Annotated in this window: 13 protein-coding genes; 11 read left to right on the top strand and 2 right to left on the bottom strand. The window is 45.5% G+C overall.

What is annotated here, in order from left to right; all coding sequences use genetic code 11:
• Positions 1-52: 52 nt before the first annotated feature.
• From phoB to ACFI6J_RS13525, 11 genes are all read left to right on the top strand, one after another.
• Positions 53-742, top strand: coding sequence for a phosphate regulon transcriptional regulator PhoB (phoB, locus tag ACFI6J_RS13575; protein WP_014948281.1), 690 nt, complete (start codon positions 53-55; stop codon positions 740-742).
• 100 nt (positions 743-842) lie between these two features.
• The gene (gene phoR, locus ACFI6J_RS13570; RefSeq protein WP_156085937.1) at positions 843-2,144 is read left to right on the top strand and encodes a phosphate regulon sensor histidine kinase PhoR; all 1,302 of its coding nucleotides are present in this window, start codon (positions 843-845) and stop codon (positions 2,142-2,144) included.
• Positions 2,145-2,160: 16 nt separating this feature from the next.
• Positions 2,161-3,192, top strand: coding sequence for a PstS family phosphate ABC transporter substrate-binding protein (locus ACFI6J_RS13565; RefSeq protein ID WP_156085938.1), 1,032 nt, complete (start codon positions 2,161-2,163; stop codon positions 3,190-3,192).
• Between the two features lie 424 nt (positions 3,193-3,616).
• Complete coding sequence (locus tag ACFI6J_RS13560; protein ID WP_061439559.1) at positions 3,617-6,397, top strand: hypothetical protein; 2,781 nt, start codon at positions 3,617-3,619, stop codon at positions 6,395-6,397.
• Between the two features lie 117 nt (positions 6,398-6,514).
• Entirely contained in the window at positions 6,515-9,163 is a 2,649-nt protein-coding gene (locus tag ACFI6J_RS13555; RefSeq protein ID WP_168533576.1) for a TonB-dependent receptor domain-containing protein, read from the top strand.
• A 176-nt stretch (positions 9,164-9,339) separates the two neighbouring features.
• Complete coding sequence (locus ACFI6J_RS13550; RefSeq protein WP_014948287.1) at positions 9,340-10,098, top strand: DUF3450 domain-containing protein; 759 nt, start codon at positions 9,340-9,342, stop codon at positions 10,096-10,098.
• Between the two features lie 13 nt (positions 10,099-10,111).
• A complete protein-coding gene (locus ACFI6J_RS13545; RefSeq protein ID WP_014948288.1) occupies positions 10,112-11,476 on the top strand; it encodes a MotA/TolQ/ExbB proton channel family protein in 1,365 nt (454 codons plus the stop codon).
• Positions 11,477-11,478: 2 nt separating this feature from the next.
• Positions 11,479-11,997 (top strand): MotA/TolQ/ExbB proton channel family protein, encoded by a 519-nt coding sequence (locus ACFI6J_RS13540; protein ID WP_012517279.1) that lies wholly within the window; start codon positions 11,479-11,481, stop codon positions 11,995-11,997.
• A gap of 32 nt (positions 11,998-12,029) precedes the next feature.
• Positions 12,030-12,437, top strand: a complete 408-nt coding sequence (locus ACFI6J_RS13535) for an ExbD/TolR family protein (protein WP_014948289.1) — start codon at positions 12,030-12,032, stop codon at positions 12,435-12,437.
• 3 nt (positions 12,438-12,440) lie between these two features.
• The gene (locus ACFI6J_RS13530) at positions 12,441-13,049 is read left to right on the top strand and encodes an energy transducer TonB (RefSeq protein ID WP_014948290.1); all 609 of its coding nucleotides are present in this window, start codon (positions 12,441-12,443) and stop codon (positions 13,047-13,049) included.
• A gap of 6 nt (positions 13,050-13,055) precedes the next feature.
• A complete protein-coding gene (locus ACFI6J_RS13525; protein ID WP_462586217.1) occupies positions 13,056-14,405 on the top strand; it encodes a tetratricopeptide repeat protein in 1,350 nt (449 codons plus the stop codon).
• Between the two features lie 348 nt (positions 14,406-14,753).
• On the opposite strand, the gene ACFI6J_RS13520 is transcribed toward ACFI6J_RS13525, so the two are convergent.
• A complete protein-coding gene (locus ACFI6J_RS13520) occupies positions 14,754-16,322 on the bottom strand; it encodes an AMP-binding protein (RefSeq protein WP_462586216.1) in 1,569 nt (522 codons plus the stop codon).
• Positions 16,323-16,434: 112 nt separating this feature from the next.
• Positions 16,435-16,908, bottom strand: a complete 474-nt coding sequence (locus tag ACFI6J_RS13515; protein WP_253819426.1) for a hypothetical protein — start codon at positions 16,906-16,908, stop codon at positions 16,435-16,437.
• Positions 16,909-16,955: the final 47 nt, after the last annotated feature.

Here is a 16,955-nt window from a genome sequence, read left to right as displayed (position 1 = left end):
TCACAGACCACATTAATAATAACGGCGTTTAAAAATGAGCAGGAATATTACGATGTCTCGTACAGTGTTGGTGGTTGAGGACGAAGCGCCTATCCGTGAAATGCTTAAGTTTGTGCTTGAGCAATCTGGTTTTAACATTATTGAAGCCGAAGATTTCGACATCGCGCAAGAAAAAATTTGCGAACCTTACCCAGATTTAATCTTACTAGATTGGATGTTGCCGGGAGGAAGCGGTGTACAGCTAGCTAAAAGTTTAAAGCAGCACGAGTTTACTCGTGACATTCCCGTCATCATGCTTACAGCCCGTGGCGAGGAAGAAGACAAAATTCGCGGCCTGGATGCAGGTGCTGATGACTACGTTACTAAACCATTCTCGCCGAAGGAACTTGTGGCAAGAATCAAAGCAGTGATGCGAAGAGTTACGCCTACATCAAGCGAGGAGCCCATTGAATTTAATGGTCTTAAACTTGAACCGGTATCACATCGCGTAATGGCGAATGAAGAACCGTTAGACATGGGGCCGACTGAATTTAAGTTGTTGCACTTCTTTATGACGCACCCAGAACGTGTCTATAGCCGAGAGCTACTGCTAGATAATGTTTGGGGAACCAATGTTTATGTAGAAGACAGAACGGTAGATGTACATATTCGACGTCTACGCAAAGCTATCTCTCGCCACGGACATGATGCTATGATCCAAACAGTACGCGGCGCGGGTTACCGTTTTTCTACTAAGCTGTAATAGATGTAGTGTTTAGGGAGTAACATGGTGTTATTCCCTTGATGTCGCTGCGCCATCTGGGCATGCGCCCAATTCCACCTTAAACAACGCGAGCTATTTCATGTATTACCCGTTCTCTTGGTTGAGAAGTACATTGCGCTTAGTGCTATTCCTTGTGGTTTTTGCGCTAGTCGGGTGGTATTTAGATGATATGTTATTCGCCGTTGCCATTGGCGCAACCCTGCTACTGCTATTTAACTACTGGCATCTATACAAGCTAAATCGCTGGTTATGGCATAGTCGTAAAATGTCTCCACCTACCGTGCGTGGCGTGTGGGAACATATTTATGAAGGTATTTATTACCTTCAGCGTCGTAACCGCAATAAGCGCAAAGAGCTTGGTGAATTGGTAAAGCGCTTTAGAGAGGGTTCTGAAGCCTTGCCTGATGCGGCGGTAGTGGTTGATGCTAAGGCCTGCATTATTTGGTGTAACCGCCTTGCTCGCTTGGATTTAGGGCTTAAATGGCCGCAAGACTCTGGGCGTCGAATCGACAACTTGTTGCGCCATCCGGAGTTTATTCAGTACTTTCATGCAGGGAATTATAAATACCCCATTGAAGTACCGTCGCCTACCAACCCCAACAAAACCTTTGAATACCGGATTATGCCTTATGGCGATGAGCATTTGTTGCTGATTGCCCGTGACATAACGCGGGTGTCCCAGCTTGAAGAAATGCGTAAGGACTTTGTGGCAAATGTGTCTCATGAATTGCGTACACCGCTAACGGTCATTAACGGATACCTTGAAATTCTTCCTATTGATGAAGACTCCGATCCATTCATGCAAAAAGCGATGAAAGAAATGACATCGCAAACCCACCGTATGCAAAACTTGATAGAAGACTTGCTGGTGTTGTCGCGCATTGAAGCAAGTTCGGAACGCATCTACGAAAATGTTGTGAATATTCCTGTGGTCCTTGCGCAAGTGGAAAGAGAAGCGCAGGCGCTTAATAAAGAGAAAAACCACACAATAAACTTCCACATCGACAAAGAACTCTATGTTTTCGGTGTAGAGACCGAGCTTCGAAGTGCTTGCTCAAACCTAGTGTTTAATGCGGTGCACTACACACCTGCTGGTGGCAAAATTAATGTGTACTGGCGACGTAAACCAAATGGCGCGCAATTTTCTGTGGTAGATAACGGTGATGGTATTGAGCCAAATCATCTAAACCGTCTTACCGAGCGCTTTTATCGCGTGGATAAAGCGCGCTCTCGCAAAACCGGTGGCTCTGGCTTAGGTCTTTCCATTGTAAAACATGTACTAAGTCATCATAATTCCCGTTTAGATATAACCAGTTCATTGGGTGAGGGTAGCAATTTCTCGTTTGTGCTGGATAACGAGTTGATTGCAGAGCAACTGTAACCCTAAGAGGCGAGAAGTGTTGGTGAGCAAAAAGCATGACAAGATGAAAGAGCAACGCTATCGCCTTTCAACGTTACTTTTAGTAATAGGCTTATTGTTACCATTTGGAACCCTGGCTGATTCTCAAAATACTCAAAGCTCGTCATCTGCTTCTGGTAGCTATCAAGTACCTGCCTATGAACGTAAGCCTGGGGTGGCAGGAAAAATATCCTCTGTTGGCTCAGACACGCTGGCAAACTTAATGACCTTTTGGTCACAGGAATTTAAAACCCTTTATCCTCAGGTCGGCTTTCAAATACAGGCGTCCGGTTCATCTACCGCTCCGCCGGCACTTATTGAAGGTACTGCCACCATAGGCCCTATGAGCCGAGAATTAAAGCCCAGTGAAATACGGGATTTTACGCGAACCCACGGTTACCCGCCTACGGTATTAAAAGTGGCAATGGATGCCATCGCCATTTTTGTGGATAGACGCAATCCGCTGCCGGGTATGACCCTTGAGCAAGTTGACGCGGTGTTTTCTGAAACCCAGTTTTGTGGCAGCAATACAGCCATTACCAATTGGTCTCAGCTCGGCGTTGACGATATAGGCTATCGTTCTCCTATCAGGCTGTACGGTCGAAATTCAGTATCGGGTACTTACGGCTTGTTTAAAGTGATGGCGCTGTGCGATGGTGACTTTAAGAATACGGTAAACGAACAACCTGGCTCTGCATCTGTAGTATTGTCCGTGGCCAGCGGTACAGGCGCGATTGGCTATGCCGCTTACGGCTATAAAACCGCAGGAGTTCGCGCTCTGCCTTTAGGTGAGTCGCTAGATAGCTTAATCCCTCTTTCTATTGATACGGTGCGCAACGAAACGTATCCGTTTGCCCGTTTTCTTTATTTAGTGATAAATAAAAAGCCTGGTGAGCCTTTACCTACTCTGGAAAGGGAGTTTTTGCGCTATATCTTGTCACAGGAAGGGCAGCAGCAGGTGTTAAGAGACGGATATTTCCCCATTCGTGAAGACGTACTGGTACGCCAACGCCGACTGCTTGACGAATAATAAGTGCCATTCAGAACAACGCTAACCACTCTAATGCCGCTGAACAAATCAACAAGTTTTTTAGGTGGAAGCCTCTTTAAAGTCTACTTCACCCTAGCTGCAATGTCATAATTACGTCACAAATCAAGAAGGTATATTGACGAAAATCTGACTAATTGCGATTAAAAAAAGGGGCGGTTGATAATAAATAAAGTCTACGTTCGGTCAAAAATTTCAGATTTTTACCAATTAAGTTTTAGAAAAATATACAAAAAACAAATTCTCAGTAGCCAAAGTAAGTCTTCTAAACGTGTTTCTAGCCCAAAATTGAACTTTTTCTATGAAACTTTTGTTACAGCGACTTAATGTAACAAATGTGTCATCTACCTCAGTTAAAGTTTCCGCGTTTTCAAAATCCATAACTATACCGTACCTGGAGAAACACATGGAACTTAAGCAACTTTTCAAGGCTTCAGCTATTGCTACTGCACTTGTTCTAGCAGGCTGTGGCGGCGATATTAATATCAGTGAAGGTGATATTGATAACAGCGTAACTAATAATAATGGTGGAAGCACTGGTGGCGATACTGGTGGCGATACTGGTTCAGATGATACAGCTCCAGGTGAAGTAAGCTCTTTCCTAAGTGGTGAAGTTTCTGATGCGTTCGGCCAGTCGGTTGAAGTACGTGTTCTTTCTGGTCGTTTAACAGCTGATGATGCTGACGCTCAAGGCGTTATCACGCTAACTAATGACACAGTGTGGGCACTTGAAGGACCAGTATTTATTGGTAACGACAAAGCAGACAGCGTAACGCTAGCAATCGAAGAAGGTACAATCATCTTTGGTCGCACTGGTGCAGATTACCTTGTAGTTAGCCGTGACTCTCAAATTGAAGCAGAAGGTACAGCATCTTCTCCAATCATCATGACATCTTTCAACGATGTTGTAGGTGACGAAGTTGGAGCAGGCCAATGGGGTGGTGTGGTTATCCTTGGTAACGGTACTTCAACTAAATGCCCGCAAGACGGCTCTGACTGTGCGCTTCAGGTTGAAGGTGCAGAAGAGGGTGCAGTATTTGGTGGTACAGACGATACAGACAGCTCTGGCATCCTTAAATACGTAGTAGTGAAATACGCTGGTTTTGAAATTGCGCCAGACAACGAACTTAACGGTATTACATTTGGTGGTGTTGGTTCAGGTACAGAAGTTGACTATGTACAAGTACACAGCAACGCTGATGATGGTGTAGAATTCTTCGGGGGCGCGGTAAACGCGAAACACTTAGTTTTAACAGCTAACCAAGATGACTCAGTAGACTGGGACAACGGTTACAAAGGTAAGCTTCAGTATGTTTACGTTCAGCACGCTGCTGACAACTCTGACGCAAACCGCGGTATTGAAGGTGACGGCGACGGTGGTGACGGCCTAGAATTCTCTAAGCCAATGATCGCAAACATGACAGTTATTGGTAACACTTTCGATACAGCTGACGCTGACTCTGAAGGTTTACTACTTCGCGACCAAACTGGCGCAAACCTAATGAACTTTCTTATCACTGGTCCAGAAGCAATGGGCGAGTGTTTAGAAATGGACACTGACGAAACGGTTCAAGCTAACCTTTCTGACGGTGACCTAACCATGACTTACTCAGCAATTGCTTGTTCTGAGCCGTTCAACACGCCAGAAGGTGCAGTTGACCTTGAAGCATGGTTTACTGGTCAAGAAGGCAACCAGTTAATCGCATTTGAAGACCGTGCAAATCTTGGTCTTAACCCCGACGGCACGCTTACAGCGCAAAGTGAACTTCTAACAGCTGGTGGCGATGCGTCAACATTGCTTGATACATTCTTTGAAGCAAACACATTCATTGGTGCGATTGGTGAAGACGACTGGCGTCAAGGTTGGGCATTTGGTTTCGGTGGCGGTAACATCGAACTAGTACAATCTGCTTCTGGCTGTCCATCAGGTACGACTTCTATCACGCCAGTAGACGGTTCAACCACTACGTGCGAAGTGTCTGGCACTATCACGTCTGACCTTACGCTTACAGAAGGTAACTTCTACGCGCTTTCAGGTGCAGTATTCGTAGGTGGCGACAAAGAAAACAGCGCAACCCTTACTGTTGAGCCAGGCGTTACCGTTTACGGTGCATCGGGTAATGACTACCTAGTAATTAGCCGTGATTCAGAAATCAATGCAAACGGTACTGCTGAAAACCCAATTACTTTCACATCACGTGACCACGTTGTTGGCGGCCTTGAGGCGGGTGAAGCTGGACAATGGGGCGGCATGATCGTTCTAGGTAACGGCGAATCAACTAAGTGTCCTCAAGACGGTACAGATTGTTCACTTCAAGTTGAAGGTGCACAAGAAGGTGCAGTTTTCGGCGGAACTGACAACACAGATAGCTCTGGTACACTTCGCTACGTTCGCGTAATGCACGGTGGTTTTGAAATTGCACCAGATAACGAACTAAACGGTATTACGTTTGGCGGTGTGGGTTCTGGTACTACTGTTGAGTATGTACAAGTTCACAAAAACGCAGACGACGGTGTTGAGTTCTTCGGTGGTGCAGTAAACGTTAAGTATCTTACGCTAACAGGCATTCAAGATGACTCAGTAGACTGGGATAACGGCTACGTAGGTAAGCTTCAGTTTGTACTTGTTAAGCACGCTGAAGATAACTCTGATGCTAACCGCGCAATTGAAGGCGACGGTGACGGCGGCGACGGCACAGCGTTCTCTAACCCTATGGTTGCTAACATGACTATCATTGGTAACGAGTTCGACACTGCTGATGCAGACTCTGAAGGTGTTCTACTTCGCGACCAAACTAATGCACAACTTTACAACTTTGTTGTAACTGGTCCAGCGGGTATGGGTGAGTGTTTTGAAGCCGACTTAAGCGATGGCGATACTACGCTACTTGCTAACATGGATGGTACCAACACGCCTCAGCTTACTTTTGAAACATCTGTACTAGCGTGTGCTGAAAACATCAAAGACTCTGGCGACTTTAGTCAAGAAGATTGGTTCACTGCGCAGGCAGGTAACAGCCTACTTGATAACACTGCAACAGTACTTAACGGTATTTACACAGTAGATGCAACAGTAGCGACTGACGTATCGACGCTAGACAGCTTCTTCTCTTCAGTAGACTTTATCGGCGCAGTTAAAGACGCTGATAACGACTGGACTGCGGGATGGACTGTTGGTCTTGAATAAGACTCAGTTCGCATAGCTAAAAACAAGCAAGTGCGTTGCAAAAGTGGCGCACTTGCTTTTAAGTTTGTAAAACACGAATAATTATCGTGAAAGTATTCCTTTCTAAAGAGGTTCATCATGAACAGACCTGCTAACAGGTTTCTTCTAAAGCCCATTAGCTTAGCCGTTGCAGCAAGCATTTTGTTTCCAACGACTATAGCCAACGCTCAATCAAACGAAGAAGAAGTGATTGAGGAAGTTGTCGCTACCGGTACGCGCTTAAAAGGTACCGCGACAGCAGTAATGGAAGAACGTAAAAATCAAGCCTTCGTAGCTGACATCATGGGTGCTGAGCAGATAGCTCGTACTGGTGACAGTGACGCTGCGGGCGCACTTCGCCGTGTAACTGGTCTAACACTTGTAGATGGTCGTTTCATCTATGTTCGTGGCCTTGGTGAGCGTTACTCATCAACACAATTAAACGGCGCAATCGTGCCAAGCCCAGATCCAACGCGTAACGTTATCCCTCTCGACTTGTTCCCGTCGAGCATTATCGAAAGCCTTGCGGTTCAGAAATCGTATTCACCATCTATGCCCGCGGCATTCGGTGGTGGTAACGTAAATATCCGATTGAAATCTATACCTACACAGCGTGTTTTCAACGTATCGGCTGCGGTTGGTATCGATACGGAAAACTCTGGTGATGTGTTAGATTATGCTGGTGGTGGACGCGATTGGACAGGTGAAGACGACGGTACTCGTGGCGTTTCAGCAGCTATTCAAGAACGTTGGGATTCAAAAAATTTCTTAGACGATCTTGAGCCAGAAGAAGCATTAGAACTATTCAAAGGTGTTAATAGAGAATACGGGCTAGAAAGAGAGTCTGCCGATCCTGACATGCGCGTTAATGTCACTTATGGTGACAGCTATGATTACGATGACGACTGGCGCTTTGGCTTTTTGGTAACTTCACGTTATTCAGCCCAAACCCGCTCTTCTGAAGAATACGAGCTACAAGACCCTGACTTAGTCGGCGATGACATTATCAATGTACGCTTCTTTGATGATATCCAAGGTACAGAGCAAACGGTGACTTGGTCTTCACTATTAACACTAGGTGTAGACTATAACCGTCAACATCGTATTGATTATAGCCTTATCGTGCTAAACGATACGCGCGACGAAATCCGCGAGATGTTCGGTAATACTGAAAACCTGAACCAAGCAGAAGGCTTGCGTATTAGAGATATTGATGTTCAGTACGAAGAACGCTCGCTATATACCAATCAACTTAAAGGCCAGCATACAATCCCAGAGCTAAACTTCATGGGTATTGACTGGACATACTCATTAGGCCGCTCGGTACGCTATGCGCCAGGTAACTTCAATGCACGCTTCGTTATGGAAGATGTGAATGAAGATGGTATTTTTGACGATGAAAACGAAATCTTCTTATCTGATGCACAAACTGCTGCTCGTTATACTTTCCAAAATCTTCACGACCGCTTGGAGAACTTTGGCTATAACGTGACTTACCCGATGACAATGGGTAAGTGGGAAACTGAGTACAAAGTGGGTGCAAGCTTTGTAACCAAAACTCGTACTGCAGAAAACCGCCGTTTCGATATCAATACGTTAGGTGTTGAAGACCGTTCAATATTAGATGGTAACGACTTTAGCGAAATCTTCAGCGACAGCGTTTTAGACACCCTGTCTTTGTCTAGCCGACCTATCATTCGTGATACGACTATTGCTGGTGATGACTATGTAGCGGGTCAAAAAATTGATGCGTACTATCTAGAAGCTGATTTCTTCTATGACAACAAGTGGCGTTTCACTGGTGGTGCCCGTTATGAAGACTTCCGTCAGGTAGTGGCGCCATTGGATCCGCGAACAAACCAATTTGACTTGAGTGATGAAGCAGATCGTTCACAGCTAGCGTTTCAAGAAGACGGGTTTTATCCAGCGCTTGCTGTAACTTACTTCTTAGAAGACGATATGCAGTTAAGAGCGAGCATCGGTCAAACAGTTGTGCGTCCTGATCTTCGTGAAGTGTCATCAGCAACTTACCTAGACCCATTAACTAACTTCCCGATTGCAGGTACACCTGGTGTAAGCACAACAGATATCATTAACTATGATTTACGTTGGGAATGGTACCGTGAAGCAGGCAACAACGTATCGGTAGGCTTATTCTACAAAGACATGGAAGCGCCAATTGAATCGGTACAGTCTCCAGCTCAGGATGGTCCACCGCTAATTCGTATTGCTAACGCAGAATCTGGTGAGGTTTATGGTGTCGAAGTTGAATTCCTACAAGATTTGGCCTTTATTGGTGACGGTATCTGGGACAACTTGTTTACTACAGGTAACATCACTGTCAGTGATTCTGAAATCGTATTAGATCGTCAGAATATTGTTGAGCAAACCGGTGTTTCTGCGGCGATTACTAATGTTGAGCGTCGTATGACGGGTCACTCTCAGTATGTACTTAACATGCAGTTGGGTTATGACTCAGATAACGGTGAACACTCTGCCTCACTCGTCTACAACGTATTTGGTGAGCGTATTCTAATTCCGGGTATCGACGGTTTCGACGATAACTTCGAACAACCATTCCATTCACTTGATATGGTGTACAAGTATTACCCAGACTTTAATAGCACTGTCACATTACGCGTTCAAAATATTCTAGGTGAAGATCGTGAAATTGAATTCAATGATACGTTGCTTAGGTCGGAGACAAGGGGTACAGGTATTAGGTTGTCATATAAATATGACTTCTAAACCTTAACTTATTACAAAGGCCGCTAACCAGCGGCCTTTTTTATGTGCAATAGATGACACTTTTGGTCTATTTATGACAGTTTCGTAATAAAACTGTCACAGAAAACTCCTATCCTACGCGCAGAAATTTATAGTCGGATACAACCGATTTCTTTTAACTTTAAAGGTTTGAATGTATGAAGCTTATCAATGCCTTGCTTGTGGCAGGTGCGCTAGCAGCGACACCCGTGCTTGCACAAGACGATGAAGTCTTAAAACCCGTTGTCGATGAGGCAGCGAAAATAAACGAGTCAGCGGCGAAATCGCAAGAAAAGATCAACGGTATTACCGATCAAATCGACAGCAAACTTCAACAGTTCAAAACATTGATGAAAGAAATCGAAGGCCTTGAGGTTTATAACACTCAGCTTCGTAAGCAAATCAATAACCAAGAACAAGAAATGGCAGACCTAAATGCTGCTATCGATGAAGTGTCTGTTGTTGAGCGTCAAATCACGCCACTAATGATGCGCATGATTGACGGCCTAGAGCAATTTGTTGCGCTAGACGTACCATTCCTTCCAGAAGAGCGCGCAAATCGCGTTGCTGACCTTCGCGCTATGATGGACCGTGCCGACGTTGCTGCGTCTGAGAAATTCCGCCGCGTAATGGAAGCGTATCAAGTAGAGATGGACTACGGCCGCACTATGGAAGCGTACAGCGGTATTCATTCAATTAACGGTCAAGAGCGTGACGTTGAATTCCTACGCCTTGGTCGCACAGCGCTAATTTATCAAACACGTGACGCAAGCATGCAGGGTGTTTGGAACAAGCAAACTCGTCAGTGGGAAGAGCTTGATAGCAGCTACCGTACACAAATTACAAAAGGTCTGCGCATGGCGAAGAAGCAACTTGCACCAGACTTGCTAATGCTGCCAGTGGCAATTACAGACTAAGAGGTTGATGAGAATGTTTAACACAGTAAAACGTATCGCTGTTGGTCTAGCAGCCCTTAGCATCAGCGTTGGTGCTTTCGCACAAAGCGACCGTGCCATGGACTTAGACGCACTTCTTAAGCAACTAGAAGAAGGTCAGTTCGCACAGTCTCAGCAAAACAAACAGCGCGAGCGTGATTTCCAAGCGCAACGTGCAGAGCAAGATCGCATTCTTCGCGAAACTCGTGAAAAGCGCGACCAAATGCTTGCACAATCAGAGCAGCTTGAAACTCAGTTCGAAGAAAACGAATTCAAACTGGCTGACTTAAACGGTGCACTAGACACACGTCTTGGTTCACTTAAAGAGCTATTCGGTGTGCTTCAGCAAATCGCTGGCGACACCAAAAACAAATTCTATAACTCAGTGGTTTCTGCACAAATCCCTGGCCGTGCTGACTTCCTTGATAAGATGGCACAAGACATGGGTTCAAGCTCAAAACTTGCATCAATTGAAGAAATTGAGCGCGTTTGGTTTGAAATGCAACGCGAAATGACTGAAGCCGGCAAAGTCACTACGTTCAAGACAGACGTTGTTGAAGCGGGCGGTGAAAAAGTGAATAAGTCTGTTGTTCGCGTAGGTCCTTTTGCACTTGTTGCTGATGGTAAATACCTAGAGTACAACGGTGTAACAGGTACAGTATCTGAACTTGTACGTCAGCCTGCTGACCGTTACATGGATTCTGCTGCTGAACTACAAGCATCAAGCGGTGAATTAGTGCAGTTCGGTATCGACCCAACGGGTGGTTCAATCCTAGGTCTTCTTGTTCAAGCGCCTAACCTTCAAGAGCGTGTAGAGCAGGGCGGTGTTGTAGGTTACATCATTCTTATCGTTGGTGCATTCGGTCTTCTACTTGCCCTTGAGCGTCTTGTAACGCTGACGCTTATTCGCATGAAAGTGAACAAACAGCTTAAGAGCAAAGAAGTAAACACAAACAATCCGCTTGGCCGTGTACTTAAAGTACGTGACGAGCACCCAGACGCCGACGTTGAAGCACTTGAACTTCACCTTACAGAAGCGATTTTGGGCGAAGTGCCTAAGTTAGGTCGTAACCTAACTATCATTAAGATTATCTCTGTTGTAGCACCGCTTATGGGTCTACTAGGTACGGTAACCGGTATGATCAACACCTTCCAGGCTATCACCTTGTTTGGTACGGGTGACCCGAAACTGATGGCAGGTGGTATTTCAACAGCACTTGTAACAACAGTACTAGGTCTAGTTGTAGCGATTCCAATGACACTGCTTTATGCAATGCTTAACACACGTTCTAAGAACATTGTGTACATCCTACAAGAACAGGCGTCTGGCGTAATTGCAGAGCGCGCTGAGCGAGGCTAATCATGATCGAGTTTCTAGAAGCAATTCGCGATTTCACAGAAACAGGTGGCCAGGTTCTCCTGGTCATCGGTCTGCTGATATTCGTTATGTGGCTTTTGATCCTCGAGCGTGCGATGTATCTGATGGTTTGGCACAAGCAAGCCAAGAAAGAAGCGATAGCAATGTGGACAGCACGTGCCGATCGCTCTTCTTGGTTCGCAGAGCAGGTTCGTCAGAAAACAATTTCACAGTTAACCATGCGCCTAAACGGCAGCATCCCAATTATCCAGTCACTGGTTGCGCTTTGTCCGCTGCTAGGCTTGATGGGAACGGTTACCGGTATGATTGAAGTGTTCGATGTAATGGCGATTGCGGGCTCAGGTAATGCTCGTTCAATGGCGTCAGGTGTATCGAAAGCCACTATCCCCACAATGGCGGGCATGGTTGGCGCACTTTCAGGCGTATTCGCCGCTACTTGGTTAACTCGTATGGTGAAATCAGAACGCACGCATCTTGAGGATGCATTGATTATTCAACGTTAATGCTAGCTAAGCGTTAAGGTAAGGTATTTATTATGAAGCAGCACTTTCAAAACTTAGTCGATGAAGAAGAAGCAGCCATCGACATGACGCCCATGCTGGACGTTGTATTTATCATGTTGATCTTCTTCATTGTGACTGCGTCATTTGTGAAAGAAGCGGGTATCGATGTTAACCGTCCAGAAGCAGCAACTGCTGTGAAAAAGGATCGCGCTAATATCCTTATCGCTATTTCAGATAAAGGCGAAATTTGGATTAACAAGCGCCGTATCGACGTTCGCGCAGTACAAGCGAACATTGAGCGTCTTCGCGCAGAAAACCCACAGGGTTCTGTTGTAATTCAGGCTGACAAAAAAGCCACAACAGAAACACTGATTAAGGTTATGGACGCGTCGCGAGCCGCTGGCGTTTACGATGTTTCGATTGCAGCCCAAGAGCAATAAATCATGCCACGATATTTAATCGCATTTGTTATTTCCCTTGCGATCACGTTAGGCCTGTTCTTCTTGATGCAATCGCTTATCAAGATGGGTGGCAGCGCACTAACTGAGCCGCCTAAGGGAAGCGTGCTTGACTTCGTAAGGGTTAAGCAGGATGAACAGGTTGAGAAAAAAGATCGTAAGCCGAAGAAGCCACCTAAGCCTGAAGAGCCGCCACCGCAAATGGAGCAGCCTCAAATGGACTCACCTTCTCCAGATGCTGAAGGTACGTCGATGGATTTTGGTGCTGAAGTTGGAGACGACATCTCCCTAGAAGGCGGGTTGGCCCTCGAATCCGGTGACGGTGAATATCTTCCTATCGTTAAGGTTGCGCCAGTTTATCCACGACGTGCACTTCAGCGAGGTATTGAAGGTTTTGTTATTGTTGAATTTACAGTAACTAAGCAAGGCGCAGTACGCGACCCAATTGTTGTTGAAGCTAACCCTTCAGGTATTTTTGAACAAGCGGCTATAGATGCAGCCATGAAGTTCAAATATAAGCCTCGGGTAGTAAATGGCGAAGCAACGGAAGTGTCTGGTGTACAAAACCGTATTACGTTCCAAATTGACGGGTAACAGAACATGATGAGAAAACAGACGAATACATTGCTTAGTGCACTGGCGTTTGCATTTGCATCGGCCACTGTATCTGTACCTGGTATGTTGGTTGCGAATGACGCTGTTGCGCAAGAGGCTGAGCAGCAAGATGGACAAGAGATAAAAGCTAGCGATAAGCAAACCCGTCGCGTGCCTACGCTTCGCGGTAAAGTCTACGAGCAGCTAGCGCGTGCACAAACGGCAGCTGATGAAGCGGGCAATGTAGAAGAAGCTATTTCCATTTTGAAAGAAGTGGAAGATAAGTCTCATTCTATGAACGCCTACGAAAAAGCGATGATGTACAACTTTTTCGGCTTCATTTATTACAACAACGAAGACTATACAAAGGCGTTAGAATCGTTCGCGAAAGTCGTAGAGCAGCAGCCTATTCCTGAAAAGTTCGAAATGACTACACTTTTCAGTTTGGCGCAGCTTAACCTTATGCAGGGTAATTACGACGAGACCATCACCTACTTAGAGCGTTGGGAAAGTCTTAATGCGGGCCCTGTACCGGTGAAAAACAAAGTGATAAAGGCTCAAGCGTACTATCAGAATAAACAGTACGAGCCAGCCGCAACGTGGATTTCTGAAGCCGTTGCCGATCACGAAGCGGAAGGCATGATCCCTGACGAAGGTTGGTTAATACTTCAGCGTGCTATTTTCTATGAACTCAAGCAGCCTGAGAAGGTTAAAGACGTTCTGGTTAAAATGGTGAAGCTATTTGACGAGCCTAAGTATTGGATCCAGCTAGCGGGTATGTACGGTGAGCTAGGCGAAGAGCGCAAGCAGTTAGCCATCATGGAAACCGCTTATCAACGCGGGTTTGTTAATACGTCAGCTGACGTGTTTAACATGGCACAGCTTTATTACTATCACCGTGTACCTTATAAAGGTGCTAAGTTGATGGAGCAGGCAATGAACGACGGCGTGCTAGAGAAAAACTTGCGCAACCTTAAGTTCTTAGGCCAAAGCTGGTCGCTTGCCAAAGAGCAAGACAAAGCCATTCCCGTTATGATGCAAGCGGCTGAACTGTCTGAAGACGGTGAGTTAGATGCACAGTTAGCACAAATTCTTCTTAACGAAGAGCGTTTCGACGATGCAATTGCTGCGGCAGACCGAGCGGTTGAAAAAGGCGATTTGAGAAACCCTGGTTTGGTTTACCTAATTAAAGGCATGGCACTTTACAACAAGAAGCAATATGCCCTTGCGCTTAATCAGCTAGCTGAAGCAGAAAAGCATCAGAAGAGTCGTGCCATGGCACAGCAATGGAAGCAGTTTGTACAGGGCGAAAAGCGTCAGGCAGACGCCATTGCAGCTGAGCTAGGTACAAGTTAAAAATCGTACTTTCGTTAATACATCATTTAAAAGGGTCGAATAATATTCGACCCTTTTTTATGCGCTAGGGAAAAGCACTTTGGGCTTCGTCGTACGCTTTTTGGAGCTTTTGTTCTGATATATCGGTGGCAATAGCAATTAGGTGGTCTACCCGCGGCGACGACTTGATGACGGGAACCAGAGTGGTGAATACGTACTAAGGCTCGCCCAACTTAGTCAGACTATGTACTTCGCCTTGCCAGGTTTGCCTTGAGATAGTGAAACAAAAATATCTGATTTTTCGATGGAAAACGCGTAAAACTGGGTATTAAGCGCCGCGCTGAATGTGCGGCGCTAGTGGGGGAGTCATTAAGCCGAACGAAGCTCTCTACGTAGAATTTTTCCGACGGTAGATTTTGGTAGCTCGTCAAGTATCGTGATCGACTTAGGGATCTTGTAATTTGTGAGGTGCTGTTTACAAAAATCAATGACGTCTTGTGTTGATACATCGCTTGAAACAGTAATAAATGCACACACTCGCTCACCGGTCTTTTCATCGGGTTTACCCACAACTGCGGCTTCCATCACGCTAGGGTGCGTTGTAAGAACATCTTCAACCTCGTTTGGATAGACATTAAACCCAGAGACAATAATCATATCCTTTAAACGGTCTACAATTTTAGTTGCCCCAGACTCGGTGCGAATGCCAATGTCCCCGGTTTTAAAGAAGCCATCTTGGGTCATGACTTTGGCAGTTTCGTCGTCTCGGTTCCAATAACCCAGCATAACCTGAGGTCCGCGAACTGCAATTTGCCCTGACTCGCCTTCGGCCACCGGCTTATCATGGCTATCCAGTAACGCAACTTCAGTGCCTTCTAGTTCGTGCCCCACCGTGCCAATCTCTTCTTTACCTGGAATGTTAAAAGATACAACTGGCGCAGTTTCTGATAGCCCATAGCCTTCGGTGATGGTGTTCCCGGTTACGTCTTGCCAAATGGATACTGCGGCTTGAGTAAGTGCGGTGCCGCCAGACATCGTGAGGTGTAATTTAGAAAAGTCTAACTTTGCAAATTCAGGGTGTCTCCCAAGACCAACAAACAAGGTGTTGATCCCCATGAATGCTGAAATTTTATGGGGCTTGAGTGTTTGAATGAAACCATCGATATCCCGCGGATTGGGTATAAGAATTATCTGAGTACCTTTGGCAAAGAGCGCCATCATTCCAACCGTAAATGCATAAATATGATAAAGCGGTAATGGGCATACCAATACTTCTTCACCATCTTTGAAGCCCTCACCAATACGGTCGAGCATTTGGATGCAGTTAGCTAAAACGTTTTTATTACTTAAGGCTGCGCCCTTCGATACCCCTGTAGTACCACCAGTGTATTGCAACATGGCAAGTTCATCTAGAGCAATAGAAGGACGTTCAAATGCAGGCAGTGTATTGCCTAGCTCCACTGCTTGTGTGAATGAAACCGTACCATCGAGATTTGGTGCAGTGTTAGGGTCTAAAAGCTCTGTTGCCGATGTGGTGATAACGGTTTCGACACTAGTATCATCTTTTATGCTAGAGAATTTGGGGAGCAAATCACCCAGAATAACCAGAGCTTTCGCGCCACTATCAGTGAACTGGTGCTTCATCTCGCGTTCGGTATAAAGCGGGTTTGTATTTACTACAACAAGGCCTGCGCGTAAGGCAGCATAAACAACAATAGGGTTTTGAATTAAATTAGGAAGTTGTATGGCGACTTTGGTACCAGGAGACAATTTAGCTTCGTGAACAAAGTAGCGGGCTAACGCTGATGAGTTACGGTCAATCTCGGCAAATGTAAGTGTTTGTCCAAGCGCCGTATACGCTGGCCTGTCGGCAAATTTTTGCAAAACGCGTTCAATATAATCGGCTAAGCAGGTCACGTTATCAGGATAAGTTATCATGTTGCTTGTTCCTAGTAGGGCAAAGTAAGTAGGGTGTTTATGCCTTACAGTAGCAAACTTAACTTTTCATTTACATCAGGGTTGGGTTATTTAGTATTATAATTTTTAGTTATCAATTGTTTGTAGAACTATTACTTAAGTAACTATATAGCCCACCAGCACAGATGCCTGCCATGCATTGCGCGGTAAGTCCTAAGGTAGTGCGAGCGCCTGCAATTAGGGTCACATTCAATATGGGCTGCATGGCAATGAGCATTAATAAGAACGACAGGCCTCCCGCTATTGTGAAAAGAATAAATCGGGTCCGGTTGGAAGAGCCACTAGCATTTTGATTAATTCGTTTAACAATGAAATGTGTCGCCAAGAACGCCAACAATAAGGTAATGGCAATAATCACGCCGTAAGTAGGCAAAAGGCCTAGTGCATCTTGCCATATCATGAAAAACCAATCGCTTGGATTCATATCGACATCAATTCGAATGAGTCCGATTAAAACGGCACACGAGTGAAACGTACTTGCTAGTAGAAAGCCGACGGCCCATGATGGTAAAAAATGGAAAATAGTGCGTCGTATTAGGTTGTTCATTTTTGTAGTCCAAGATTTGTCGCACAGTGTATTAGAACAAGACTCAA

It is taken from the genome of Alteromonas sp. G4i13 (assembly GCF_054960505.1).
Note: the sequence above shows the minus strand (reverse complement) of the source record. Positions and strands in the feature narration are given on the sequence as shown.